This window comes from Rhizobium sp. CB2179 (assembly GCF_057653455.1).
In genome coordinates, this window is record NZ_CM172781.1 from 4,714,925 (window position 1) to 4,739,983 (window position 25,059).

Genomic DNA, 25,059 nt, shown 5'->3' on the forward strand with positions numbered 1-25,059 from the left:
GCTCAGATCTCCGTTGCTGTGATCTTGGTGGTGCGCGGCAGGCAGAGGAAACGTCTGCCCGATGTCAGCACGATGTCGACGCCGCGCGGAAAGAGCGCACGGTTCTCAGTCCAGAGCCGCAGGAAAGTCTCCGGCAGGCCGATAGGCGTCATCTCCGCTACGCTCTGGATGCCCGGACCCATCAGCGCCAGCCTGCGGCCGCCCTCAAGTTCGGCGAGCTCGATGATGAGGGTCGTCGAGCGGTCGGGATATTCCTGCGTGCCGGATGCAAAGAGGCCGAAGGAGGAAAGTGCGGTGCCGGCCTCGGTGAAGGCAAAACGCGCCTCGGCCTTTTCGCTGGTCAACGGCGCGCCGGTGTGGAAGCCGAGCCACTCCGGCACGGCCGATTTCGCCAGTCCCTGGGAAAGCCAGACGGGTGTGTCGTGGTCGCAAAGCGTCAGCGCGATCGTGCCGGCGGCGATGCCGAGCGGTGCCGGCGGAGCGACATCGGGCTGAACAGTCTGGATCGTGCCGGGGCGGGCCATACCGTCCATCAGCATCTTGAAGACGCTTTGGGCATGGAAGACCGGCTCGGCAAAGCCGCCGGTCAAAGCTTCTGTCTTCAGGCCCATCAGTTGTCTCCCCGCACCATGGTGAAGAAATCGACGCGGGTTGCCGCCGTCTCGTCCGCCTTGCGGCGTTCGGCATCGGCGATCCGCTCAGTGATCGGCAAAAGCAGGGCCTGTTCGACGAAGTCCTTCGTCGCTTCCTCCTGCCAGAGCGCGTCGAAGATCGCCGCAAGCCTGGCCTTCTCGCGGTCGGTGCCGAGCGCCTGCGCATGGCCGACCGAACCGGAGTCGAGCCGGACCGTCGCCCGCGTCACCGTCACTTCGCCAAGATTGAAGGGAGCGCCGCCGCCGCCGATGCGTCCGCGCACCATCACCAGCCCGGTCTCCGGTCCGCGCACCTGATGAGCCACAGGCTTTTCCGGCAACGCATCGAAGACCGCCAAGAGTTCGCTGCGTTCCGCGCGCGCCAGCAGATCGGCGGCGCGTTTGCGCCCGGATGCCGTCTGTGACGCAGGGGCTTTGCTGTCCGCTGATATCATCGCCGCTTCCCTTAAAATGTCTATTGATATAGACAACCATACAAGATACATTTAGCTCTAAATCGATGTCGTGACAAGCGTGTGACATCGTGAGTGTAAATGGGTGGGCAGGGGCGGAATGGCGGGATTGAAGCAGGTGCAAAGGCAAACCGGCGTGGCGCTCTGGCGCCAGATCGCCGATCGGATTCGCGAGGCGATCAGCAGCGGCGCCTATGACGAAACGGGAATGGTGCCGCCGGAAACCATGCTGGCGCTGCAATTTGGCGTCAACCGGCATACCGTGCGCAGTGCGCTGGCGGCGCTGGCGCAGGAGGGTATCGTCCGCGCGGTACAAGGTCGCGGCACGCTGATCGAGCGCAAGGAGCGGCTGAATTTCCCGATCACGCGGCGCACGCGTTTCACCGCCGGCATCGGCGATCAGGCGCGTGAAATGCGCGGCCTTCTGCTCGATGAGGCAAAGGAGGAAGCGAGTGCCGAGATCGCCCGCTGGCTGGGCCTGAAGCAAGGAGATCAGGTGATCCGCCTGGAAACGCTGCGCCAGGCAGACAAGCGGCCGGTTTCAAGGGCGACGAGCTGGTTTCCCGCCGAACGCTTTGCCGGTATCGGTGCGGCTTACCGGACGGCGGAATCGATCACCAAGGCTTTCGCCGAACTCGGCCTGCCGGATTATGTCCGGGCGACGACCGAAGTGACGGCCGCCCATGCGAGTGCAGCCGATATGGCCGACCTCGAACTCACTCCCGGCGCGATCCTGCTGATCGCCAAGGCGATGAATACCGATCTTGAAGGTGTGCCGGTGCAATATTCGATCAGCCGCTTCGCGGCCGACCGGGTACAGTTCACCATCGAGAATTGAGCGCCTTTCCCCGCCGAAGCGGGGAAAGATCAGCTGAGATCAATGTGCGCCGGACATGTCGCCGAGCACTTCCTTGGAAGCGACGGTGGAATCCGCCTTCAGCGTGTAGACCATGGGCACGCCGGTGGCGAGATTGAGGGCGAGCACGCCTTCTTTGCTCAGCTTGTCGAGCACCATCACCAGCGAGCGCAGCGAATTGCCGTGTGCGGCAACCAGCACCTTTTCGCCTCTGAGGACGCGCGGCAGGATTTCGGTGAGGTAGTAGGGCCAGACGCGGGCGCCGGTGTCGCGCAGGCTTTCACCGCCGGGAGGCGGCACGTCATAGGAACGGCGCCAGATATGCACCTGTTCCTCGCCCCACTTGGCGCGTGCATCATCCTTGTTGAGGCCGGAGAGGTCGCCGTAGTCGCGCTCGTTCAGCGCCTGGTCTCGGATCGTCTGGAGATCGGGCTGGCCGACCTTGTCGAGGATGAGCTTCAGCGTGTGCTGCGCGCGCACCAGCACCGAGGTATAGGCGACGTCGAATTTAATCCCGTATTCGGCGAGCGCAGCCCCGCCTGCATTAGCTTCCTGGACGCCGAGCTCGGTCAGATCGGGATCCTTCCAGCCGGTGAAGAGATTCTTCAGGTTCCAGTCACTCTGGCCGTGGCGAACGAGGACGAGGGTACCGCTCATGAATATGCCTCCGTAGTATCGTTATGAGGAAGAAAGCCCGAGCACGTCGAGCATGGAATAGAGACCCGGCTTCTTGTCGCGTGCCCAAAGGGCCGCCTTGATGGCGCCACGCGCGAAGATAGAGCGGTCGGCCGCACTGTGCGATAGGGTGACGATTTCACCTTCGCCGGCAAAAAGCACGGAATGCTCGCCGATGACGGAGCCGCCGCGCAGCGTCGCAAAGCCGATCGTGCCCGCTTCACGGGCGCCGGTATGGCCGTCGCGCACCCGGACCGACTTCGCGGCCAGATCGATGCTGCGCCCCTTTGCCGCGGCCTCGCCGAACAGAAGGGCGGTGCCGGAAGGCGCATCCACCTTGTGCTTGTGGTGCATTTCCAGGATCTCGATATCCCAGTCATCAGGATCGAGCGCACGCGCTGCCTGCTCTGCGAGCACGCTGAGCAGATTGACCCCGAGGCTCATATTGCCCGACTTGACGATGCGGGCATGGCGGGCCGCTGCGGCGATCTTGGCATTGTCGTCGGGTAAACAGCCCGTCGTGCCAATGACATGGACGATGCGGGCCTGCGCGGCGAGGCCTGAGAATTCTACTGTTGCAGCGGGCGAGGTGAAGTCGAGCACGCCTTCGGCATCGAGAAAGGCATTGAGCGGATCGTCGCCGATGATGACGCCGGTCGGGCCGAGACCGGCGATCTCGCCGGCATCCTTGCCGACGAAGGGCGAGCCGGCACGCTCGACCGCGGCATGTAGCGTGACACGTTCGATGGAATGGATGAGCCGGATCAGCGTCTGCCCCATGCGTCCGGCTGCGCCAACTACCACCAGTTTCATCGCAGCATCGCTCATGTCAGTCTCGCCAGGTCAGTTTGAATCGGAGGCCGAAGGCCTCTGCAGATTGTTGAGGCGAGCGTAAAGACCGTCGCTGACCTTCGCAAGCGTCTCGTGATTGCCTTCCTCGACGACGCGGCCCTGCTGCATGACGACGATCTTGTCGGCGCGCACCACGGTCGAAAGCCGGTGGGCGATGACGACGACGGTGCGTCCGCTCATCGCTTCGTCGAGCGCCTTCTGCACGGCTGCTTCGGATTCGGTGTCGAGGGCCGAGGTCGCCTCGTCGAGAAGCAGGATCGGCGCATTGCGCACCAGGGCGCGTGCGATCGACAGCCGCTGGCGCTGGCCGCCGGAAAGCGTCACGCCGTTTTCGCCGACCGCCGTCTCGTAACCCTGCGGCTGTGCTGAGATGAAGTCATGCGCATAGGCAAGCCGCGCCGCTTCTTCCACCTCGGCATCGGTCGCTTCCGGCCGGCCATAGCGGATATTGTCGCGGATCGTGCCCTCGAACAGGTAGGGCTGCTGCGAGACATAGGCGAGCTGCTGGCGCAGCGACTTCTTGGTGATGTGGGCGATGTCCTGCCCGTCGATGAGGATCTCGCCCTCGCGCGGATCGTAGAAGCGCGGAATGAGGCTGATGACGGTGGATTTGCCGGCGCCGGAGGGACCGACAAGTGCGGTGGTCGCACCGCCCTCGGCGATGAAACTGACGCCGCTGAGCACGCTCTCATTGCCGTAGGCGAAGGACACATTGCGGAATTCGATCCTTGCCTGCGTCACCGTCAGCGGCCGGGCATCCGGCAGGTCGCGCTGGCGCGGTTCCATGTCGAGCAATTCATAGATCATCCGCGCATTGACGACGGCGCGCTCCATCTGCACCTGCAGGCGGGCAAGCCGGCGGGCCGGATCATAGGCAAGCAGCAGCGCCGTGACGAAGGAGAAGAAGGCGCCTGGCGGCACATTGTTATAGATCGAGCGGTAGGCGGCATAGGCAAGCACGCTGGCGACGGCAAAGCCCGCGAAACTTTCCGTCAGAGGAGAAGTGCGTTCGGAAAGCCGGGCAATCCGGTTCGCCCGGCTTTCGGCGCCCTTGATGAGTTTGTTGACCTTGCCTTCCAGTTCTTCTTCCATCGTGAAGGCTTTCACGATGGCGATACCCTGGATCGTTTCCTGCATGGCGCCGAGAACGTGGCTGTTCAGATGCACGGCCTCGCGCGTCGCCGAGCGCAGCCGCTTGGAAACATAACGCAGCGCATAAAGCAGCGGCGGGGCCATGATGAACACGGCAAGGCTGAGCAGCGGATCCTGGAGGATCATCACGGCGAGCAGCGAAACGAAGGTCAGCAGGTCGCGCACTGTCGAGGTGATCGTCAGGTTGAGCACGTCGCGGATGCCGCTGACGTTCTGGCTCACCTGCGCGGCGATATGGGCAGAGCGCGCCTCGCTGAAGAAGCCGACCGAAAGCGTCATCAGATGCGCATAGAGCCGGCGCTGGTAGCGGGCGACGATATCGTTGCCGACCTTGGACAGCGCCACCGCCTGACCGTAGCTCGCAAAACCGCGCAGCACGAAGGCGATGAAGATCGAAAGACAGATGATCCAGACGACGTCGGCGCGCCGATTGGCGAAGGCCTCGTCGATGATCGCTCGCATGATCCAGGCGGTGAACGCCGTCGAAAGCGCCACCACGATGAGGCAGGCGATCGCAAAGACATAGCCCCACAGATGGTCGCGGCCGTTTTCAGCGATGATGCGCTTCAGGATGCCGGTTACGGTATCGCTGCTGACGCTCTGCGTTCTGCTTTCCGCCGCTTCCAAAAATGAGGTTTCCTGTCTCGGACCAAGCGCCCCGCGAAGGCGACGCGCACATTTGCCGGGGTCTATAAAGAGTTGGGAGCGGTTTGGCTAGAGCGCCGCGCGCCCGGATAGGACGCGCCAAGGACGCTCTATTTGCTTTGCGTGCCGGGCCTAACGGCGCCAGCGGCGGCCCTCGGTCGAGACGCCGAAATTCGCCGGCATGCGCGCATAGGAGGAAAGCCCAGCGAGCGCTGCCAGCGGATGCGTCACCACATAGGTCGGGATGGTGCGAAGCAGCGCCGTATGCGGTGCCTTGTCCTCGAAGGCGATGCGGAATTCCGGTCTCTTTAGCGCCGGGATGATCTTCTGCGAGATGCCGCCGGAGAGATAGACTCCGCCGCGCGCCATGAACACCATCGCCATGTCGCCCGCCACGCGGCCGAGATAGGTGGCAAACAGCGAGACAGTCTCGATGGCCGCCTTGTCGCTGCCGGCAAGCGCGTGCGAGGTGATGTCGGCCGGATCCTTCATCGTCGGCTGGATGCCGTCGACAATGCAGATGGCATGGTAGAGGTTGACGAGGCCGCGGCCGCAGAGGATCTGCTCGGCCGAAACGCGGCCTTCGATCGTCTCGATATGCGGGAAGATGTCATAGTCGCGCTTACTGCGCGGTCCGAGATCGACATGGCCGCCTTCGCCGGGAACCGGGATCCAGCTGTGCTGGGCATGCACGAGCCCGCCGACGCCGAGGCCGGTGCCGGGTCCGAGCACGACGCGGGAGGCGATCATGTCGCCGGTGGCGTCGCCGATGCGCTCGCGGTTTTCATCCGAAAGCGCGGCGATCGCCAGCGCCTGCGCCTCGAAATCGTTGACGACGAGCACATCCTCTATGCCGAGGCCCTCGATCATCGTCTTCGGCCGCACCACCCAGTCGCAATTGGTCAGCGGGATCTCGTCGTCGCTGATCGGGCCGGCGACGGCGAGGATCGCCGAGCGCGGCTGCACGGCGGTCTTGTCGAGAACGCCTTGCTGGATCGCTTCGTCGATCGTGGCGAAATCCGCCGTGCGCACGTTCGGAAACTGCTTCGGCTCGGCATAGGCATCGCTCAGGACGGAGAAGCGGGCATTCGTGCCGCCGATATCGCCGATCAGGATCGGGAAAGGCATCGGAGCGGTGCTGTTGTTCAGTTTTGGCATGGCCGGTTCCGTGCTGATCAGGCTTCGAGTGTGGGAAGAAGTTTTATAGCGGTCGCGTGGTTGAGCGCCATCGGAATATCATAGACGATCGCCAGCCGCATCAGCGCCTTCACGTCGACATCGTGCGGCATCGGCGTCAAAGGGTCGACGAAGAAGATCAGGGCGTCGACCTCGCCGGTCGAAATCAAGGCGCCGATCTGCTGGTCGCCGCCGTGCGGCCCGCTTTTCAGCCTGGTGACGTTGAGGTCGGGGGCAGCGTCGAGCACGCGCCCGCCGGTGGTGCCGGTGGCGACGATCTTCCAACGGGAGAGAACGTCCCTGTGGGCGCGGGCGAAATCCGCCATATCGTCTTTCTTCTGGTCATGCGCAATCAATGCAAGGCATTTGCCGCCGGCCATCAACCTCTCCGCCCGAACAATTCAATCGATTTGACCGCTTTATACCAAGAATTTCCGATTTGAAAGACAGCGCATTCGGGGTCTCCGTCCCCGGGTTTGGTCTGAAGGCGCGGTCCCATGACCTCGATCATTGTATCGCCGGCTTGTCGTTCGGAACCGGGCCGACATCGGGCAGAGCGCCATCGGCGTCGGCGGCAGGCGCTGCGGCCGGCGCGGCGGTGAGTGCGCTGGCGGCGGAAGGTCCGCCATAGGTGGCGGCCTGCATCGAGGCGGCGGAAGTAGCATCGAGCACGGCGGCGCAGGCCTTGGGCAGGTCGGAGACCATCATCTCGCGCGGCGGCTGCGGCGGCTTGGCGCCGGGCTTCGGCGGTTTCGGCGGTGCCCAGGGCGCCGGCGTGAACCACCAGGCGAGTGACTTGTCGCAGCCGTCGCCGGCAACGACCGGGGCCTGCGGCGTGCATCCCTTGGCTCCTGGCGGGCACTTGATGCGGATGTGGAAATGCGAGTCATGGCCATATTCCGGCCGGAGCTTGCCAAGATTGGTGCGGTCGCCGGTCCACGTATCGCACATCTTCTTCTTGATCGCCGGATTGACGAAGATACGCTCCACCTCGGGATAGCTTGCCGCCAGCATCAGCAGCCGCGCGTGCGACTGCGTCCACACCTTGGGGTCGACGGTCAGGAACTTGCCCTTCTGCAGCATGGTGGTGAAGGGCAGATCCTGGCGCTCCTCGGCCGTCATGCGGCGCGTGGGCATCGGCGTAAACCAGATGTCGGCATCAAGACCGATCTGGTGCGAGGCATGGCCGTTCAGCATCGGCCCACCACGCGGCTGCGCAATGTCGCCGACGAGAATGCCCGGCCAGCCGGCATATTTGACCCCGTCCTCAGAAAGACGTTCGAGCAGCGCGATCATCGCCGGATTGCCCCAGCGGCGATTGCGCGAAAGTCGCATCGCCTGCCAGGTCGGCCCATCGGTCGGCAGCGCCACCGCACCCGTCATGCAGCCCTTTGCGTAAAAACCGATCGGCTGTGCCGGTCCCTGCGTCGGCAGGCCGACGGCGCCGAATTGCCCCTTGGCGCTGCCCGGGCTCGGCGTCTTCTGCTGGGCGCCGACGTCGTCGGCGGCAAGGCTTGCGCCGATTGCGCCGGCAAGCGTCAGTTTGCCGAATGTCCTGAAAGCCTGAGCGAAGCCGAAAGCCATACTGTTCCCTTGAACCGCTGCCGAAGTGATTTGCGATCGAACCTATCGTGAAAAGCAATTTAGGTGAATCGATGTTTTGGCTGGCGGTGCGGGCAAGCGGTGGTGGCGGATTGCCGCATCGTCGGTGCCGCCGCCTACGATCCCTCGTCGACGAGTTGCGCCGCATGTTGCGAAGGCGGCTCGCAGAGGCGACGCCGTGAAAGGTCCCGATGGCTCAAAATTGCGCGCGCCCGGCAAAAGCCAAACTCTCTCCTGTTTTTCGCCGGTATTTTTCGTATTGTCGAACCCATCAATAATCAGGGGAAAGCGTGAATGGCGGCTCTGTGGTCGAAGATCGGTTTGTTTCTATCGCTTGCGGGTGCTCTGGCGCCAATGTCGGCAACGGGTCAGGACCAGCCCTTTCAGATCGGAAGCTCGGTCATCAGCGAGATGAAGTACAAGCCGGGTTTTGCGCATTTCGACCACGTCAATCCCGATGCACCAAAAGGCGGAGACCTGCGCCTCTCCGCAAGCGGCGCCTTCGACACCTTCAACCCGCTGCTTGCCAAAGGCCAGGCGGCAGTGGGCCTGACGCTCGTTTACGACACGTTGATGAAGCCCGCCGACGACGAGCTGCTCGTCTCCTACGGTCTGCTTGCCGAGGGATTGTCTTTTCCCGCGGACGTCTCGAGCGCGACCTTCCGCCTGCGCAAGGAAGCAAAATGGGCGGATGGTCAGCCGGTCACGCCGGAAGACGTAATCTTCAGTCTGGACAAGACCAAGGAATTAAATCCCCTCGCCTCGAACTATTACCACCACGTTGTCAAAGCGGAAAAGACCGGCGAGCGTGACGTCACCTTCACCTTCGATGAGAAGAACAACCGCGAACTGCCGAATATTCTCGGCCAGTTGATGGTCGTGCCGAAGCATTGGTGGGAAGCGCCCGGACCGGATGGCAAGCCGCGCGACATCTCTAAAACGACGCTGGAGCCCGTGATGGGTTCGGGGCCGTACAAGATCGCTTCCTTCTCGCCTGGCGCAACGATCCGTTATGAATTGCGTGACGACTATTGGGGCAAGGACCTCAATGTGAATGTCGGCCAGAACAATTTCCGCAACGTCAACTACACCTATTTCGGTGATCGGGATGTCGAGTTCGAGGCCTTTCGCGCTGGCAACAGCGACTACTGGCAGGAAACCACGGCTGCCCGCTGGGCGACGGGATATGATTTTCCCGCGGTGAAGGAAGGACGTGTCAAAAAAGAGGAGGTTGCAAACCCCCTGCGCGCCACCGGCATCATGCAAGCTCTCGTGCCCAACATGCGACGTGACCTCTTCAAGGACATCAGGGTCCGCGAGGCGCTGAACTACGGTCTGGATTTTGAGGAGCTGAACCGCACCGTTGCCTTTAATAGTTACAAACGCATCGACAGCTATTTCTGGAATACCGAACTCGCCTCCTCCGGCCTGCCGCAGGGTAAAGAACTGGAAATTCTGCAGGGCATGAAGGATAAGGTTCCGCCCGAAGTCTTCACCACGCCCTATACCAATCCCGTCGGCGGCGATCCGCAAAAGAGCCGCGACAACCTCCGCAAGGCGATTGCGCTTTTCAAAGAAGCCGGCTGGGAGCTCAAGGGCAATCGCATGGTCAATACCAAGACTGGCCAGCCGATGAGTTTCGAGATCCTGTTGTCTAGCCCCATGCTGGAGCGCTGGGCGGTGCCCTATGCCAACAATCTCAGGAAAATCGGCATCGATGCGCGGATCCGGACAGTCGATGCGTCGCAATCTGTCAATCGTGAACGCAGCTTCGACTACGATATGATCTGGAATGTCTGGGCGGAGACCATGAATCCGGGCAACGAACAAGCCGACTATTGGGGATCCGGTTCGGTCAATCAGCAGGGTTCCCGCAATTATGCCGGCATTGCCAACCAAGCCGTTGATGAGCTCATTCGCATGATTATCTTCGCGCCGAACCGCGGCGAGCAGATCGCAGCAATCAAGGCCATGGATCGGGTCTTGCTTGCAAATCACTACGTCATCCCGCTGTTCTACCGCGATACCTATAACATCGCCTATTGGAACACGGTCACGCATCCGGCCGAGTTTCCGGCCTACAGCCTTGGCTTCCCCGATGCCTGGTGGTCGACCTCGGCAAAATGAGCGGGCTTGCAATGCAGGGGCCCTCGGCTCCAAATGGCACGAGCGAATCACGACAAGCCGGCAGGGCCGGCAAGGGAAGGCTGACGGATTGAGCGGCATGAGACTGGACGGCAGGCAGACAGGAAAAACATTGCCGGAGGCTGAAGGCTGATGGGCGCCTATATCCTTCGCCGCCTGCTTCTGATGATCCCGACCATCGTCGGCATCATGGCGATTTCCTTCATCGTCATCCAGTTCGCGCCCGGCGGCCCCGTCGAGCAGGTGATCGCCCAATTGACCGGTCAGGCCGACAGTGCCGACCAGCGCCTGTCTGGCGGTGGCGATCTTCTCAGCGGCGGCGGCAGCGATGAAGGCTCGAAATATCGCGGTGCCCAGGGGCTCGACCCGGAACTGATCGCCAAGCTCGAAAAGCAGTTCGGCTTCGACAAGCCGCCGCTGACCCGTTTTGGCGAGATGATGTGGAATTACATCCGCTTCGATTTCGGCGAGAGTTTCTTCCGCAACACCTCCGTGCTCGAACTCGTTAAAGAAAAGCTGCCGGTGTCGATCTCGCTCGGCATCTGGATCCTGATCTTCTCCTATGCCATTTCCATCCCGCTCGGCATCCGCAAGGCGGTCAAGGACGGATCGACCTTCGACGTCTGGACGTCAGGCGTCATCGTCGTCGGCTATGCCGTCCCGAGCTTCCTGTTCGGCATTCTCCTGATCGTGCTCTTCGCCGGCGGCTCGTTCTACGACTGGTTTCCGTTGCGTGGCCTGGTCTCCGACAATTTCGACCAGCTTACCTGGTGGCAGAAGCCGCTCGACTATTTCTGGCACCTCACTCTGCCGCTGATCTCGCTTTCCCTGTCCGCCTTTGCGACGACGACGCTTTTGACCAAGAATTCCTTCATCGAGGAGATCAAGAAGCAATATGTCGTCACCGCCCGCGCCAAGGGCCTGAACCAGCGGCAGGTGCTCTATGGCCATGTCTTCCGTAACGCCATGCTGATCATCATTGCCGGTTTTCCCGGCGCCTTCATTTCCGCTTTCTTCACCGGCTCGCTGCTGATCGAAAACATCTTCTCGCTCGATGGCCTCGGCCGTCTCGGCTATCTCTCGGTCATCAACCGGGATTATCCGATCGTCTTCGCCACGCTCTACATCTTCTCGCTGCTCGGCCTCGTTGTCAGCCTGGTTTCCGACCTGATCTACACCTGGATCGATCCGCGCATCGATTTCGAGCGGAGGGATGTCTGATGGACGCCGCCGCAAATCCCGCTGTCACGACGCCCGTCAAGCCGCCGCGCAAAGGCCTGCTCTCGCCGACCAACATTCGCCGCTGGCAGAATTTCCGCGCGAACGGCCGCGGTTACTGGGCGCTGTGGCTGTTCATGGTCTTGTTTATCCTCAGCCTGTTTGCCGAGTTCCTCGCCAACGACCGGCCGATCATCGCTTCCTACAAGGGCGAGATCCTGTTCCCTGTCCTCGTCGATTATCCCGAGGAGAAGTTCGGCGGCTTCCTGGCCGAAACCGACTACCGTTCCTCGGTCATAACGGACGAGATCAATGCCAATGGCTGGATGATCTGGCCGCCGATCCGCTATTCCTACCGCTCGGTCAATTCCAACATTCCGCATTCGGCCCCCACCGCTCCCTTCTGGCTGATGACGAAGGAGGAGCGTTGCGCCGGTTATCCGCAAGGGGTGAACGATCCGGATTGCACCCTCGGCAATCTCAACTGGCTCGGCACTGACGACCAGGCGCGAGACGTGCTGGCGCGCGTTATCTACGGCTTTCGCATATCGGTGCTCTTCGGCCTGGTGCTGACCATCTGCTCGGCGGTCATCGGCGTGACGGCCGGTGCGGTGCAAGGCTATTTCGGCGGCTGGACAGATCTGCTGTTGCAGCGCTTCATCGAGATCTGGTCGTCGATGCCGGTGCTCTACATCCTGCTGATCATCGCCGCACTCCTGCCGCCCGGCTTCTTCGTGCTGCTCGGCATCATGCTGCTGTTCTCCTGGGTCGGTTTCGTCGGCATCGTGCGCGCCGAATTCCTGCGCGCCCGCAATTTCGAATATGTCCGCGCCGCCCGCGCGCTCGGCGTCAACAATCGCACCATCATGTGGCGGCACCTGCTGCCGAACGCCATGGTCGCGACGCTGACCTTCCTGCCCTTCATCCTCTCCGGCTCGATCACGACGCTGACCTCGCTCGATTTCCTCGGCTTCGGCATGCCGCCGGGCTCCCCCTCGCTCGGCGAGATGATCGCCCAGGGCAAGACCAATCTGCAGGCGCCGTGGCTCGGGCTGACGGCCTTCTTTGCCATGTCGATCATGCTTTCCCTGCTGATCTTCATCGGCGAAGCCGTGCGCGATGCCTTCGATCCGAGGAAGACGTTTCAATGAGTGACATGACAGAACCGCTGCTTTCCGTCCGCGATCTCTCGGTTGCCTTTCATCAGGGCGGCGAGACCTCGCTCGCCGTCGATCACATCTCCTTCGATATCGCCAAAGGCGAGGTCGTGGCGCTCGTCGGCGAATCCGGCTCCGGCAAGTCGGTCTCGGCCAACTCGATCCTGCGACTTTTGCCTTATCCCTCGGCAAGCCATCCCTCCGGCGAAATCCTCTTCAAGGGTAAGGACCTCTTGAAGGCGTCGGAGCGGGAACTGCGGGAAGTGCGCGGCAACGACATCACCATGATCTTCCAGGAGCCGATGACCTCGCTCAATCCGCTTCATACGATCGAGAAGCAGATCGCCGAGATCCTCGCCCTGCATCAGGGCCTTACCGGTCAGCCGGCGCGTGAGCGCGTGCTGGAATTGCTGAACCAGGTCGGCATCCGCGAGCCGGAGAGGCGGTTGAAGGCCTATCCGCATGAACTGTCAGGCGGCCAGCGCCAGCGCGTCATGATCGCCATGGCGCTCGCCAACCGGCCGGAATTGCTGATCGCCGACGAGCCGACCACCGCCCTCGACGTCACCGTGCAGGCGCAGATCCTCGAATTGCTCCGGCAGTTAAAAGCCGTCCACGGCATGTCGATGCTGTTCATCACTCATGATCTCGGCATCGTCCGCAAATTCGCTGATCGCGTCTGCGTCATGACCAAGGGCAGGATCGTCGAAACCGGCACCGTCGAGGACGTCTTCGCCAATCCGAAGCATGAATATACCCGGCATCTCCTTGCCTCCGAACCGCGCGGCGAGCCGCCGCAGGCCGATCCGTCGAAACCAATGGTGATGGAAGGTTCGGATATCCGTGTCTGGTTCCCGATCAAATCAGGGCTGATGCGCCGCGTCGTCGATCACGTCAAGGCGGTCGACGGCATCGATCTTTCGCTGCGCGCCGGCCAGACGCTCGGCGTCGTCGGCGAGTCCGGCTCCGGTAAGACCACGCTCGGCCTGGCGCTCACCCGGCTGATTTCCTCGCAAGGGCGGATCGCCTTTGTCGGAAAGGACATAGCCGGCTATTCGTTCAGTGAGATGCGGCCGCTGCGCAACCAGCTGCAGGTCGTCTTCCAGGATCCCTATGGATCGCTCAGCCCGCGCATGTCGGTCGGCGATATCGTCGCCGAAGGGCTGAAGGTGCATGAGCGGTCGCTGACCGCAGAAGAACGCGACCAGCGCGTCTGCTGGGCGCTGGAGGAGGTGGGCCTCGATCCGCTGACCCGCTGGCGTTATCCGCACGAATTCTCGGGCGGCCAGCGCCAGCGCATCGCCATCGCCCGCGCGATGGTGCTGAAGCCGCGCTTCGTCATGCTCGACGAGCCGACCTCCGCGCTCGACATGAGCGTGCAGGCGCAGGTGGTCGATTTGCTGCGCGATCTGCAGAAGAAGCACGATCTCGCCTATCTCTTCATCAGCCACGACCTGAAGGTGGTGAAGGCGCTCGCGAATGACGTCATTGTCATGCGGTTCGGCAAGGTGGTGGAGCAGGGCCCGTCAGCGGAAATCTTCCGCGCGCCGAAGGATGATTACACCAGGGCGCTGATGGCCGCCGCTTTCAACATCGAGGCGGTGCCGACGCCCGCCGTGCAGCAGTAAAGAAGATCATGTCCGCCCGTCCCCCCGTTCTCGTCGATATCAAGTTCAATCCCGAAGGCGTCGCCCGGGTGCTGAAAACGGCCTTTGCCGACCGCGGCAGCATCAATCTCGCCGATCCGGCCAATCGGGTCCGCGATCTCCAAGCAGTCGAATACGCGCTTCTCTGGAAGCCGGATGCCGACCTTTTCGCGCGGGCGCCGAACCTGAAAGTGATCTTTTCGGGTGGCGCCGGCGTCGACCATATCATCGGCATGGCCGGCCTGCCCGAGATCCCGATCGTCCGCTTCGTCGACCGCAGCTTGACGACGCGCATGAGCGAATGGGTGGTCATGCAATGCCTGATGCATCTGCGCGGGCAATACGCCCATGACAACCACCAACGGCAACGTGAATGGGCCAAGCTGATCGCGCCGGAGGCGGCTGAGGTGACGGTCGGCGTCATGGGTCTCGGCATTCTCGGGCAGGATGCGGTCGCCAAGCTGAGAGTGATTGGTTTTAACGTCATCGGCTGGTCGCGCAGCCGCAAACAGATCGACGGCGTCGAAACCTTCGACGCCAGCGAATTGGACAGCTTTCTCGCCAGCACCGACATCCTCGTCGGCCTGCTGCCGCTGACGCCTGACACATCAGGCTTCTATGACGCCCGGCTGTTTGCGAAGCTGCGCCGCAACGGTGCGCTCGGGCAGCCGGTCTTCATCAATGCCGGCCGCGGCAAGAGCCAAGTCGAGGCCGATATCGCCTCCGCCATCCGTGACGGCACCCTCGGCGGCGCTTCGCTCGATGTCTTCGAGGCGGAGCCGCTTGCATCAGACAACCCATTGTGGGACTTGCAGAACGTCTTCCTCACGCCGCACGACGCGGCCGTCTCCGAAGAAAACGCGCTGTTCCGTCATGTCGAGACGCAGATCGCCCGTTTCGAGCGTGGCGAGCCGCTGCAATTCATGGTCGACCGCGCCGCCGGCTATTGAGCTTTCGGAACCTTCCAGACAGTCACCCGTTTCCTTTGCGGAAATTCTTGCGGCCGGCGAGGCCGGTTAAGACAGCGGAAGGAGACGATGATGGCGCATCAGACGGAAACACGCTGGGAAAAGTCCGACGGCAAGCCTCACAAGGAAGAGCTGATCCCGCCCGTGAAGGCAAGGCAGGGACGCACGGGCTATCGCATCCTGACGGTGCTAATCGTCGCGCTGGTGCTTGCTTTCGTGGTGTGGATACCGGTCGAGATTTGGGGTAAGCGCGAGGCGAACGAGGTGGCGCCGCAGCAGCCAGGCCAGCAGCTTCAGTCGCAGCAGCCCGCTCCGGCCCCCGCGCCGGCGCTACAGAACGGCACTGCCGTTCCAACCGAAACGCCGAACACCACGCCGGCCGCTCCGAATGTGGCGCCCGCAGCTCCGGCCCAATAATCGTCGCCAAAACTATATTCACGCCCCGCCGCCATACTGCGGCGGGGCGTTTATTGTTTTGTCTGGACTTTGTCCGTCGATTTTTCGATAAGAAGGCGCACGAGCCGGTTTCGTGCGCCGGCCCGGAACTTGGTAATGCCCGGGAATTTGGCAGCACCTGACCGGAGTGGACAGGGGCAGGAATTTCATGGCCAGGACCGATATCGCAAGACGCGTCTACAATCACGCCTGGAAACTCGATCCGATCATCCGCAGCTTGATCGATACCGATTTCTACAAGCTCCTGATGCTGCAGATGATCTGGAAGCTTTATCCTGATGTGAACGCATCCTTCACCCTGATTAACCGCACCAAACGGGTGCGTCTCGCCGATGAGCTCGATGAAGGCGAATTGCGCGAGCAGCTCGATCATGCCCGCACGCTGAGGCTCTCCAAGAAGGAGATGATCTGGCTTGCGGGTAACAGCTTCTACGGCCGCGCCCAGATCTTCGAGCCGGAATTCCTTGCCTGGCTTTCCAACTTCCAGCTGCCCGAATACGAGCTGTCGAAGAAGGACGGGCAATATGTGCTGGATTTCCACGGATCGTGGAAGGAAACCACCATGTGGGAAATCCCGGCGCTCGCCATCGTCAACGAGCTGCGGTCGCGCTCGGCGATGAAGGCGCTCGGTCCCTTCACCCTCGATGTGCTCTATGCCCGCGCCAAGGCGAAGATGTGGTCGAAGGTCGAACGGCTGAAGGAATTGCCGGGCCTGCGCATCTCCGATTTCGGCACCCGCCGCCGCCACAGTTTCCTCTGGCAGCGCTGGTGCGTCGAGGCACTGAAGGAAGGCATCGGCCCGGCCTTTGCCGGTACCAGCAACGTGTTGCTGGCGATGGATTCCGATCTCGAGGCCGTCGGCACCAATGCACACGAGCTGCCGATGGTGGCCGCCGCCCTTGCCGAAACCGATGAACAGTTGCGCAACGCGCCCTACAAGATCCTGCGTGACTGGAACAAACTCTATGGCGGCAACCTTCTGATCGTCCTGCCGGACGCCTTCGGCACCGCCGCCTTCCTGCGCGATGCGCCGGAATGGGTCGCCGACTGGACCGGCTTCCGCCCGGACAGTGCCCCGCCGATCGAAGGCGGCGAAAAGATTATCGACTGGTGGAAGAAGATGGGTCGGCATCCGCGCCAGAAGCTGCTGATCTTCTCCGACGGCCTCGATGTCGATGCCATCATCGATACCTACCGGCATTTCGAAGGCCGCGTGCGCATGAGCTTCGGCTGGGGCACGAACCTGACCAACGATTTTTCCGGCTGCGCGCCGATCGAGATCTCCGGCCTCAACCCAATCTCCGTCGTCTGCAAGGTCAGCGACGCCAACGGCCGTCCGGCGGTGAAGCTCTCCGACAACCCGCAGAAGGCGACCGGCGACCCGGCCGAGGTCGAACGCTACCTGAAATTCTTCGGCGCCGAGGACAGGATCGATCAGACCGTTCTGGTGTAGGTCTGGGCCAATGTGCCGCCATCGCGGGGCATACTGATGTGCCCCGCCATCGCATCCTCGATCGACCAACCGAAGCGCCAGGCGTCGAACATCGAGTACCATTCCTGAAAATCGGTGATCGGCAGGATATCCGGCTTCGACATCGGATTGTCGGCCAGACTGCGGCCACGCGCACGATCCCGTGCGCCACGCTCCTGCATCTCAAGCAGATTCTCGAACATCATTACCCCCGTCTTTATCCCGATTTATGCAATCATGCTAATAAAGCATTGTCGAGTCCGGATGCGACAATTCGGGTTTTTCACAGGATTAGCCCCAATTCGCTAGTTGAGGGGATGATGAGGTCGCAGCCGTTCCGGGTCATTTCATCAGACAAGCAGAGCATAGCGGCGTCCGAGAACCGCTCATGCGCTTCGCCATCACGCACAACGAGCACCCGTGACCGGGAGGCTCGACTTCCTGGCTGGGGTCCGCCGCCGAGCCTCCCGGCTGGCCGACCTTGAACCGGCCGGCAGCGCCGACAGGTTGCCGCTTTCCGGCAGGGGCGATCCAACCCAGATGATATCGAGGGCTAACAGCCGGTTAATATCCACCGGCCTTGTTCCGATCTCGTACTATGCTATCCGCTCGGATTTTTCAGGCTGCCAATCTGCGAAACCGGGTTCTGATCCGGTCGAGATAATAATGGCCGGGAGACGGCGCCACCGTCATCGCGTGCACTTCCGAGGAGGGAACACCTGCAAATAGACGTTCCTCGCCATTCTTGAAACAAATCCTGAGCCGTCCGTCTTCGTGGCTGAAATAGACGGATTTGATGATCTTCGACTGTACCGAAAGTTCTTCCACCTGTTTTACCTCTGTTTTTGATTTTGGCAGAGGATAAACCCAAACGTGCAAAGACGCGGTGAAGCCGCATGGTAAAAAAATCAGGAATCTTTCGACGCTTTGAACCTCGCCGCGCCGCCGGAGCGACGGGTTCGATGAGCCTCGGTTCGCACGCTTGCGAGCAGGCAGTTCGTTTCCACGTCTTGACACGTCCGGCACAGGCAAAGGCCTGTTTGAGCCATTTGATCGTGAACTCGAAAACAAGATCAAGCCCGATCAGATTTTGCCAATCCGGCGGAAAACGCCGTCAACAAGGCCTTTCCCTGGACCCAGTCCTCAAGGCCGCTTTGCCCGTTGATATGGCCGAAAGGACCGATCGCGACAAGGCCGCTGTCCCACAGATCCGCTCGCGCATGCGCATGGTCGAGCGTGCCGAAGGGATCATCGGCGCTTGCGATGATCAGAGTGGGGAAGCGCATCTTTTGCGATGGCGCGTCTGCGAAGCCGGCCGCCTCCGCAGGGAATGACGCTGACTGCGGATCCGGGACCGCCACAAGAAACGCTCCGGCAACGGCAAGCGAAGAAACCTGCTGCCAATGAGCGACCAGCAGACAGGCAAGGCTGTGGGCGACCAGCAGGGGAGGCGTTGCCGACGCGCCGACGGCGCGCTCCATGGCTGAAATCCAGTCCGCCAGGTCGGGTTTTTCCCAATCGGCTGGTTGAAAACGCCGCATGTCCGGGTTCGACCTTTCCCAGCGTGTTTGCCAATGAGCCTCGCCCGAACCGCCAATCCCCGGCAATATGATGATGTCCTTCATGTCTTTTCCTCTGATCATCCGTGCAGGTGAAAATGATGCATTTTCATTTGCTTCGGAATAAATGATCATCGGAAAACCGCGTCCCTCTCCGATGATTTCAAGGTGATCCCATGGCTTTTCAGGAAAACAATCGGGTACTGCTCGATCCAACCGATATTTCAATTATCGAAGCGATGCAGGAAAATGGACGCATTGCGATTTCCGAACTCGGTCGACGGGTCGGGCTCTCTCAGCCGGCAGCATCAGAACGCGTCAAGCGGCTGGAAGACCGCGGCATCATTGTCGGTTATTCCGCCCGTATCGACCCCACCGCTTTGGGAATCGGAATGATGGCGGTGCTTCGCTTGCGCACGACGCATGAGCATATCAAACCCTGTCTGAAACAGTTCGCGGAGATGCCGCAGGTCATGGAAGTATTGCGCCTCACCGGAGAGGACTGTTTTCTTTTGAAGGTGCTGGTTCCGTCGCCGGGAGAGCTGGAAACGATCGTTGACACGATCGCGCGTTTTGGAGCCGTGACGACATCTCTGGTGTTGCGCGGCGAGAATCCGAAGCCGATTGGACGCGCCCTGCTGCAGCGAGTTTGAGAATATGCGGACGACAGGCTTGTTCACTCGAAACATGCCGCCAAAAACGCTTCCGCGTCCCGCTCTCGATACGGTTTGAATCAATATTGAAAAACGAGGGATATGGCGGACAGGGTGGGATTCGAACCCACGGTACGCTTTCACGTACACACGCGTTCCAGGCGTGCGCCTTAAACCACTCGGCCACCTGTCCTTTTTTTTGGCGTTCGCGCCCGGATAGGAGCAAATCGTCGGAACGGCGCGATATATACCGATGAATCTTTGTCGATCAACCGAAATCTAACAGTTTTTTGACTTCTTGCGATAAAACTCGCCTCGGCCACTCCATTGTGCTTCACCTCATCGACGACTATGTAATTCTCTAAGGTGGAGAATGGCGCGGCCGGCCGGAATTGTCCGGCATATCGAGCGTCGGAGGAATTGATGCGTTTCCTGTTGCGTCTGGCGAGTCTTGTCGCGCTTGCGGCGGCCGTTATTGCCGGGACCATCGATTCGATCCAATCGGTTGCGGCGTCCTCCGTGGTGATGACGCCGATCTCCGATGCCTGGCAGGATGTCAGCCCGACAACGCTGACGTCGCTGCAATCCTCCCTTTCCTATTATATCCACCCGCGGTTCTACACCGTCATCTTCCAGTGGCTGATGCTCCAGCCGGCCTTTGCCGTTTTCCTGGTGATCGCGCTGCTTCTGTGGATGATCGGCTACAAGAAGCCGCCGGTGGCCGGTCGCTTCACCGCATAAAAAACGCAGTTAATCCGGTTGGCTGTCACCCCTCTGCTGCGTCGGCATTTGCCGCCGGATTGGCTAGAAAATCCGCATTCTGATGGAGAGAATGTCCAAAAATCAGCCCCGAAGAGCTGATTTTCGGCAATCGCTGCAAATCTTTACCAGCTGAAAAATTTCTGGTGAATTTTTCCGTGAGCCATGCAAGGATGCACGCAGCCAGGCCTCCGGGGGGAGGTCGGTGGTTCCGCAGACATGCCCGAAAAGGGCTTGCGGGAGGACCCCTAACGAATAGCAACAACAGGGCTGCACAATGAAAAAATCCCTTCTCACTCTCTTTGCCGTGGCTGCCATGTCGACGACGGCGCTTGCTGCCGACGTCAAGCCGGCGCTGGTTTACGGCACCGGCGGGAAGTTCGATAAGTCCTTCAACGAGGCGGCCTATAACGGCGCCGAGAAGTTCAAGGCCGAGACCGGCATTGCCTATCGCGACTTCGAGCCGACGGGCGACACCCAGGGCGAACAGGCCATCCGCAACTTCGCCAGCCGCGGTTTCAATCCGGTGGTTGCCGTTTCCTTTGCCTGGACCTCGGCCATCGAGAAGGTTGCAGCCGAATTCCCCGATACCAAGTTCATCATCGTTGACTCCGTCGTCGACAAGCCGAACGTCCGCTCGGTTGTCTACAAGGAAGAAGAAGGCTCCTACCTCGTCGGCGTTCTCGCCGGCATGGCGTCGAAGTCGGGCAAGGTCGGCTTCGTCGGCGGCATGGATATTCCGCTGATCCGCAAGTTCGAATGTGGCTACGAGCAGGGCGCACGTTCCGTCAAGGCCGATATCGAGGTCTTCCAGAACATGACCGGCACCACGGGCGCTGCCTGGAATGACCCGGTCCGCGGCGGCGAGCTCACCAAGAACCAGATCGACCAGGGCGCCGACGTCGTTTATGCGGCAGCCGGTGCCACCGGTCTCGGCGTTCTGCAGACGGCTGCCGACAACAAGAAGCTGTCGATCGGCGTCGACTCCAACCAGAACTATCTGCATCCGGGCTCGGTCCTGACCTCGATGGTCAAGCGCGTCGACCTCGCCGTCTACAATGCCTACAACGACACCAAGAACGACAAGTTCACCGGTGGCGTCCAGGCGCTTGGCGTCAAGGAAGACGGTGTCGGCGCCGCGATCGATGAGCACAACAAGTCGCTGATCACGCCGGAAATGCAGGCTGCCGTCGACAAGGCCAAGGCCGACATCATTGCGGGAACCGTCAAGGTTCACGATTACACCTCGGACAGCGCTTGCCCGAAGTGATCCGCGCCCGAATGTGATCGACGATTGAGATCGGGCGTATGGCGGAGGGGATTTTCGCCATACGCCCTTTTCTTATTTGGAGTCTGCAGTGACAGATAAGCCCGCTATCGAGCTTGTCGGCATCGACAAGAAATTCGGTGCCGTCCATGCCAACAAGGACATCAACCTTACCGTTGCCAAGGGGACGATCCACGGCATCATCGGCGAAAACGGCGCCGGCAAATCGACCTTGATGTCGATCATCTACGGTTTCTACCATGCCGACAGCGGCGAGATCCGCGTCAACGGCAATCCCGTCACCATCCGCGACAGCCAGGCGGCCATCGCCACCGGCATCGGCATGGTGCACCAGCACTTCATGCTGGTCGACAATTTCACGGTGCTCGAGAACATCATGCTTGGCGCGGAAGGCGGCATGCTACTGGCCAGGGGCGTCGCCTCGGCGCGCGCCGAGCTCAAGCGGCTGGAAACGGAATATGGCCTGGAGGTCGATCCCGATGCGCTGATCGAGGAGCTGCCGGTCGGCCTGCAGCAGCGTGTCGAGATCCTGAAAGCCATGTATCGCGGCGCCGAGATCCTGATCCTCGACGAGCCCACCGGCGTGCTGACGCCGGCGGAGGCCGATCACCTCTTCCGCATCCTCAAGGTACTGCGCGACCAGGGCAAGACGATCATCCTCATCACCCACAAACTGCGCGAGATCATGGCGATCACCGATACCGTCTCGGTCATGCGCCGCGGTGAAATGGTCGCGACCCGCAAGACGGCAGAAACAACGGTTGAGGAACTCGCCGAACTGATGGTCGGCCGCCGCGTGCTACTGCGCGTGCAGAAGGGCGAGGCCAAACCCGGATCTGCCGTGCTGTCCGTCCGCAACCTGACGGTCAAGGACAATCGTGGCGTCACCATGGTCGACAATGTCTCCTTCGACGTGCGCGCCGGTGAGATCGTCGGCATCGCCGGTGTCGCCGGTAATGGCCAGTCCGAATTGCTGGAGGCGATTGCCGGCATCCGTAAGCCGACCTCCGGCGAAATCCTTCTCGACGGCCAGACGATCGACAAGGCCGATCCGGCCCGCCTGCGTGATCTCGGCCTCGCGCATATTCCTGAGGACCGCCACCATATGGGCCTGGTGCTGAAATTCGAGGAATATGAAAATTCCGTGCTCGGCTATCATCGCCACCCGGCCTACAGCAAAGGCCCGCTGCTCGATCTCGAAGCGATCCGCAAGGATGCGATGGAGAAGATCGAGAAATACGACATCCGCCCGCCGAACCCGCGGCTGAAGACGGCGAATTTCTCCGGCGGCAACCAGCAGAAGATCGTCGTCGCCCGCGAGATCGAACGCGATCCGAAGATGCTGATCATCGGCCAGCCGACACGCGGCGTCGATATCGGCGCCATCGAATTCATCCACCGACGGATCATCGAAATGCGCGACGCGGGCAAGGCGATCCTGCTCGTCTCCGTCGAACTCGATGAAATCCGCTCCCTTTCGGACCGTATCCTTGTCATGTTTGCCGGCCACGTCGTCGGCGAGAAGACGCCCGATGCCGGTGAACAGACCCTCGGCCTGATGATGGCCGGCATTGCCGCGTGAGGCCTTTATGAGCACTGCTTCCGTTCCGCTACCAAACTGGATCAACTACGGCCTCATCCCGCTTTTGAACCTTACCGTCGCCTTCCTGATCTCCGGCTTCGTCGTCTGGCTGATCGGCGAGAGCCCGCTCGATGCGCTGTCGCTGCTGATCCAGGGCGCGCTCGGCAATGGCGAAGGCATCGGCTTCACGCTGTATTATGCGACGAGCTTCATCTTCACCGGCCTCTCCGTCGCGGTGGCGATCCATGCCGGCCTCTTCAACATCGGTTCCGAAGGCCAGGCCTATGTCGGCGGCCTCGGCTGCGCGCTGGTGGCGCTGGCGCTCGATCGCTACGTGCCATGGTATGTGACGATGCCGATCGCCGTCATCGGCGCCGGCCTGTTCGGCGCGGCCTGGGCCTTCATCCCGGCCTTCCTGCAGGCAAAACGCGGCAGCCACATCGTCATCACGACGATCATGTTCAACTATATCGGCGCAGCACTGATGGTGTACCTCCTGGTGCATGTGCTGATCGTGCCGGGCAAAATGGCGCCGGAAACCCGCACCTTCCTGGAGGGCGGCCAATTGCCGAAGCTCGGCTGGGTCATGCAGCTGTTCGGCGCCAAGCTGGGGGCTGCCCCGTTCAACGTCTCCTTCATCATTGCGCTCGTCGTCAGCTACCTCGTCTGGCTGCTCGTCTGGCGCACCAAGCTCGGTTTCGAGATGCGCACGCTGGGCGTCAGCCCGACGGCGGCGGCCTATGCCGGTATTCCCTATGCCCGCACCGTGATCATCGCCATGCTGCTCTCCGGCGCGCTCGCCGGCATGATGGCGCTCAACCCGGTCATGGGTTCGTCGGCCCGTCTGCAGGTGGAATTCGTCGGTGGTGCCGGCTTCGTCGGCATCGCCGTCTCACTGATGGGCCGCAACCACCCGCTTGGCATCATCATGGCCGCGATCCTCTTCGGCATCCTCTACCAGGGCGGCGACTGGATTTCCTTCGAAATGCCGAACATCACCCGCGAGATGATCCTCGTCATCCAGGGTCTGGTAATCCTCTTTGCCGGCGCACTGGAATACATGTTCCGACCGGCGATGGTGCGTCTCTACCAACAGTTCAAGCGCGGTTAAGGAGCGGGCGATGGATTATTATGACATCTTCATCAGCGTTCTGAGTTCGACCATCCGCTTGTCGATCCCGCTGATCTTCACCGCCCTTGCCGGTCTGTTTTCGGAGCGCGCCGGTATCTTCGATATCGGCCTGGAGGGCAAGATGCTGGGCTCGGCCTTTGCCGCCGCCTGCGTTGCCTATCTCACCGATTCGGCCTGGCTCGGCCTCGGTGCCGGCATCCTCTGCTCGGTGGCGCTGAGCCTGGTGCACGGTTTCGCCTCGATCACCAACCGCGGCAACCAGATTGTCTCAGGCGTCGCCATCAACTTCTTCATCGCCGGTATCACCATCGTGCTCGGTCAGGCCTGGTTCGGCCAGGGCGGACGCACGCCGCAGCTGGCGCCGGAGTCGCGCTTTGCGCCGATCATCCTGCCGGGCGCCGATGCCGCCCGCGACATACCGATCATCGGCCCGCTCTATGCCAATGTCATATCGGGCAACAATGTCCTCACCTACCTCGCCTTTCTCGCCGTGCCGTTTTCCTGGTGGGTGCTTTACCGCACACGCTTCGGCCTGCGGCTGCGCGCCGTCGGCGAAAATCCGGGCGCGGTCGATACGGCCGGCATCTCGGTCGCCTGGCTGCGTTACCGTGCCGTCATGTGCGCCGGCATCCTCTGCGGCTTTGCCGGCACCTATCTGGCCATCGCCCAGTCCGCAGCCTTCATCAAGGACATGTCGGCCGGCAAGGGCTATATCGCGCTCGCAGCTCTCGTCTTCGCCAAGTGGAAGCCGGTACCCGTCATGTTTGCCTGCCTACTCTTCGGCTTCCTCGATGCGCTGGCAAATTTCATGCAGGGCAAGCAGGTGCCGCTGATCGGCGAAGTGCCGGTTCAGGTTTTCCAGGCGCTGCCCTATGTCTTGACCTGCGTCCTGCTTGCCGGCTTCATCGGCGTCGCGACCCCGCCGAAAGCCGGTGGCGTGCCCTATACGAAGGAGCGTTGAT

The 25,059-nt window shown here is 61.5% G+C and carries 25 protein-coding genes and 1 tRNA gene; 14 read left to right on the forward strand and 12 right to left on the reverse strand.

Annotated features, from left to right (window positions below; translation table 11 throughout):
• Positions 1–2: 2 nt before the first annotated feature.
• Entirely contained in the window at positions 3–611 is a 609-nt protein-coding gene (gene phnH / locus AC244Q_RS23040) for a phosphonate C-P lyase system protein PhnH (RefSeq protein ID WP_012759693.1), read from the reverse strand.
• Positions 611–1,087, reverse strand: coding sequence for a phosphonate C-P lyase system protein PhnG (gene phnG / locus AC244Q_RS23045; protein ID WP_012759694.1), 477 nt, complete (start codon positions 1,085–1,087; stop codon positions 611–613). The genes phnH and phnG overlap by 1 nt, the downstream gene beginning before the upstream one ends.
• Before the next feature lie 118 nt (positions 1,088–1,205).
• Here phnG and phnF point away from each other — a divergent pair, with 118 nt between their 5' ends.
• The gene (gene phnF, locus AC244Q_RS23050; RefSeq protein ID WP_012759695.1) at positions 1,206–1,943 is read left to right on the forward strand and encodes a phosphonate metabolism transcriptional regulator PhnF; all 738 of its coding nucleotides are present in this window, start codon (positions 1,206–1,208) and stop codon (positions 1,941–1,943) included.
• A 39-nt stretch (positions 1,944–1,982) separates the two neighbouring features.
• Here the strand turns inward: phnF and AC244Q_RS23055 are convergent, their stop codons facing one another.
• The 6 genes from AC244Q_RS23055 to mepA all read right to left on the reverse strand — a co-directional run bounded on the left by AC244Q_RS23055 (position 1,983) and on the right by mepA (position 8,045).
• Positions 1,983–2,618, reverse strand: coding sequence for a 2,3-bisphosphoglycerate-dependent phosphoglycerate mutase (locus AC244Q_RS23055; protein ID WP_012759696.1), 636 nt, complete (start codon positions 2,616–2,618; stop codon positions 1,983–1,985).
• A gap of 21 nt (positions 2,619–2,639) precedes the next feature.
• Positions 2,640–3,464, reverse strand: a complete 825-nt coding sequence (gene dapB / locus AC244Q_RS23060; RefSeq protein ID WP_017995692.1) for a 4-hydroxy-tetrahydrodipicolinate reductase — start codon at positions 3,462–3,464, stop codon at positions 2,640–2,642.
• A 15-nt stretch (positions 3,465–3,479) separates the two neighbouring features.
• A complete protein-coding gene (locus AC244Q_RS23065; protein WP_113546588.1) occupies positions 3,480–5,267 on the reverse strand; it encodes an ABC transporter ATP-binding protein in 1,788 nt (595 codons plus the stop codon).
• 150 nt (positions 5,268–5,417) lie between these two features.
• The gene (locus AC244Q_RS23070; protein ID WP_017995694.1) at positions 5,418–6,443 is read right to left on the reverse strand and encodes a glucokinase; all 1,026 of its coding nucleotides are present in this window, start codon (positions 6,441–6,443) and stop codon (positions 5,418–5,420) included.
• Between the two features lie 17 nt (positions 6,444–6,460).
• Complete coding sequence (locus AC244Q_RS23075; RefSeq protein WP_017995695.1) at positions 6,461–6,841, reverse strand: methylglyoxal synthase; 381 nt, start codon at positions 6,839–6,841, stop codon at positions 6,461–6,463.
• Between the two features lie 127 nt (positions 6,842–6,968).
• Positions 6,969–8,045, reverse strand: coding sequence for a penicillin-insensitive murein endopeptidase (gene mepA / locus AC244Q_RS23080; RefSeq protein WP_017995696.1), 1,077 nt, complete (start codon positions 8,043–8,045; stop codon positions 6,969–6,971).
• Positions 8,046–8,357: 312 nt separating this feature from the next.
• On the opposite strand from mepA, the gene AC244Q_RS23085 reads away from it, so the two are divergent.
• From AC244Q_RS23085 to pncB, 7 genes are all read left to right on the forward strand, one after another.
• Entirely contained in the window at positions 8,358–10,190 is a 1,833-nt protein-coding gene (locus tag AC244Q_RS23085; RefSeq protein ID WP_017995697.1) for an extracellular solute-binding protein, read from the forward strand.
• A 150-nt stretch (positions 10,191–10,340) separates the two neighbouring features.
• On the forward strand, positions 10,341–11,429 hold the full coding sequence (locus AC244Q_RS23090) for a microcin C ABC transporter permease YejB (RefSeq protein ID WP_017995698.1): 1,089 nt from the start codon (positions 10,341–10,343) through the stop codon (positions 11,427–11,429).
• Positions 11,429–12,577: an ABC transporter permease gene (locus tag AC244Q_RS23095; RefSeq protein WP_012759704.1), complete on the forward strand. Its 1,149-nt coding sequence runs from the start codon at positions 11,429–11,431 to the stop codon at positions 12,575–12,577. Before AC244Q_RS23090 ends, AC244Q_RS23095 begins: the two co-directional genes overlap by 1 nt.
• Positions 12,574–14,211, forward strand: coding sequence for an ABC transporter ATP-binding protein (locus AC244Q_RS23100; protein ID WP_113546587.1), 1,638 nt, complete (start codon positions 12,574–12,576; stop codon positions 14,209–14,211). Before AC244Q_RS23095 ends, AC244Q_RS23100 begins: the two co-directional genes overlap by 4 nt.
• 8 nt (positions 14,212–14,219) lie before the next feature.
• The gene (locus AC244Q_RS23105; protein WP_113546586.1) at positions 14,220–15,179 is read left to right on the forward strand and encodes a 2-hydroxyacid dehydrogenase; all 960 of its coding nucleotides are present in this window, start codon (positions 14,220–14,222) and stop codon (positions 15,177–15,179) included.
• A gap of 87 nt (positions 15,180–15,266) precedes the next feature.
• Complete coding sequence (locus AC244Q_RS23110; RefSeq protein ID WP_206641127.1) at positions 15,267–15,614, forward strand: hypothetical protein; 348 nt, start codon at positions 15,267–15,269, stop codon at positions 15,612–15,614.
• A 187-nt stretch (positions 15,615–15,801) separates the two neighbouring features.
• Positions 15,802–17,106: a nicotinate phosphoribosyltransferase gene (gene pncB, locus AC244Q_RS23115; RefSeq protein ID WP_128407896.1), complete on the forward strand. Its 1,305-nt coding sequence runs from the start codon at positions 15,802–15,804 to the stop codon at positions 17,104–17,106.
• Here the strand turns inward: pncB and AC244Q_RS23120 are convergent.
• The 3 genes from AC244Q_RS23120 to AC244Q_RS23130 all read right to left on the reverse strand — a co-directional run bounded on the left by AC244Q_RS23120 (position 17,088) and on the right by AC244Q_RS23130 (position 18,818).
• On the reverse strand, positions 17,088–17,327 hold the full coding sequence (locus AC244Q_RS23120) for a CrpP-related protein (RefSeq protein WP_113546636.1): 240 nt from the start codon (positions 17,325–17,327) through the stop codon (positions 17,088–17,090). The two genes, pncB and AC244Q_RS23120, sit on opposite strands and share 19 nt — an antisense overlap.
• Positions 17,328–17,742: 415 nt before the next feature.
• Positions 17,743–17,952 (reverse strand): KTSC domain-containing protein, encoded by a 210-nt coding sequence (locus AC244Q_RS23125; protein ID WP_113546585.1) that lies wholly within the window; start codon positions 17,950–17,952, stop codon positions 17,743–17,745.
• Between the two features lie 245 nt (positions 17,953–18,197).
• Positions 18,198–18,818 carry an RBBP9/YdeN family alpha/beta hydrolase gene (locus AC244Q_RS23130; RefSeq protein ID WP_113546584.1) on the reverse strand — a complete coding sequence of 207 codons (621 nt, stop codon included), beginning with the start codon at positions 18,816–18,818 and terminating at the stop codon, positions 18,198–18,200.
• 41 nt (positions 18,819–18,859) lie between these two features.
• Between AC244Q_RS23130 and AC244Q_RS23135 the strand changes: the two genes are divergently transcribed.
• Positions 18,860–19,336, forward strand: a complete 477-nt coding sequence (locus AC244Q_RS23135; RefSeq protein ID WP_012759712.1) for an Lrp/AsnC family transcriptional regulator — start codon at positions 18,860–18,862, stop codon at positions 19,334–19,336.
• Positions 19,337–19,439: 103 nt separating this feature from the next.
• Here AC244Q_RS23135 and AC244Q_RS23140 read toward each other — a convergent pair.
• Positions 19,440–19,529 (reverse strand) — tRNA-Ser (locus AC244Q_RS23140).
• 230 nt (positions 19,530–19,759) lie between these two features.
• Between AC244Q_RS23140 and AC244Q_RS23145 the strand changes: the two genes are divergently transcribed.
• From AC244Q_RS23145 to AC244Q_RS23165, 5 genes are all read left to right on the forward strand, one after another.
• On the forward strand, positions 19,760–20,077 hold the full coding sequence (locus AC244Q_RS23145; protein ID WP_003555860.1) for a hypothetical protein: 318 nt from the start codon (positions 19,760–19,762) through the stop codon (positions 20,075–20,077).
• A gap of 295 nt (positions 20,078–20,372) precedes the next feature.
• Positions 20,373–21,365 (forward strand): BMP family lipoprotein, encoded by a 993-nt coding sequence (locus AC244Q_RS23150; protein WP_012759713.1) that lies wholly within the window; start codon positions 20,373–20,375, stop codon positions 21,363–21,365.
• An 88-nt stretch (positions 21,366–21,453) separates the two neighbouring features.
• A complete protein-coding gene (locus AC244Q_RS23155; RefSeq protein ID WP_113546635.1) occupies positions 21,454–22,965 on the forward strand; it encodes an ABC transporter ATP-binding protein in 1,512 nt (503 codons plus the stop codon).
• 7 nt (positions 22,966–22,972) lie between these two features.
• Positions 22,973–24,076, forward strand: coding sequence for an ABC transporter permease (locus AC244Q_RS23160; RefSeq protein WP_113546583.1), 1,104 nt, complete (start codon positions 22,973–22,975; stop codon positions 24,074–24,076).
• A gap of 10 nt (positions 24,077–24,086) precedes the next feature.
• Positions 24,087–25,058, forward strand: a complete 972-nt coding sequence (locus tag AC244Q_RS23165; RefSeq protein WP_113546582.1) for an ABC transporter permease — start codon at positions 24,087–24,089, stop codon at positions 25,056–25,058.
• Position 25,059: the final 1 nt, after the last annotated feature.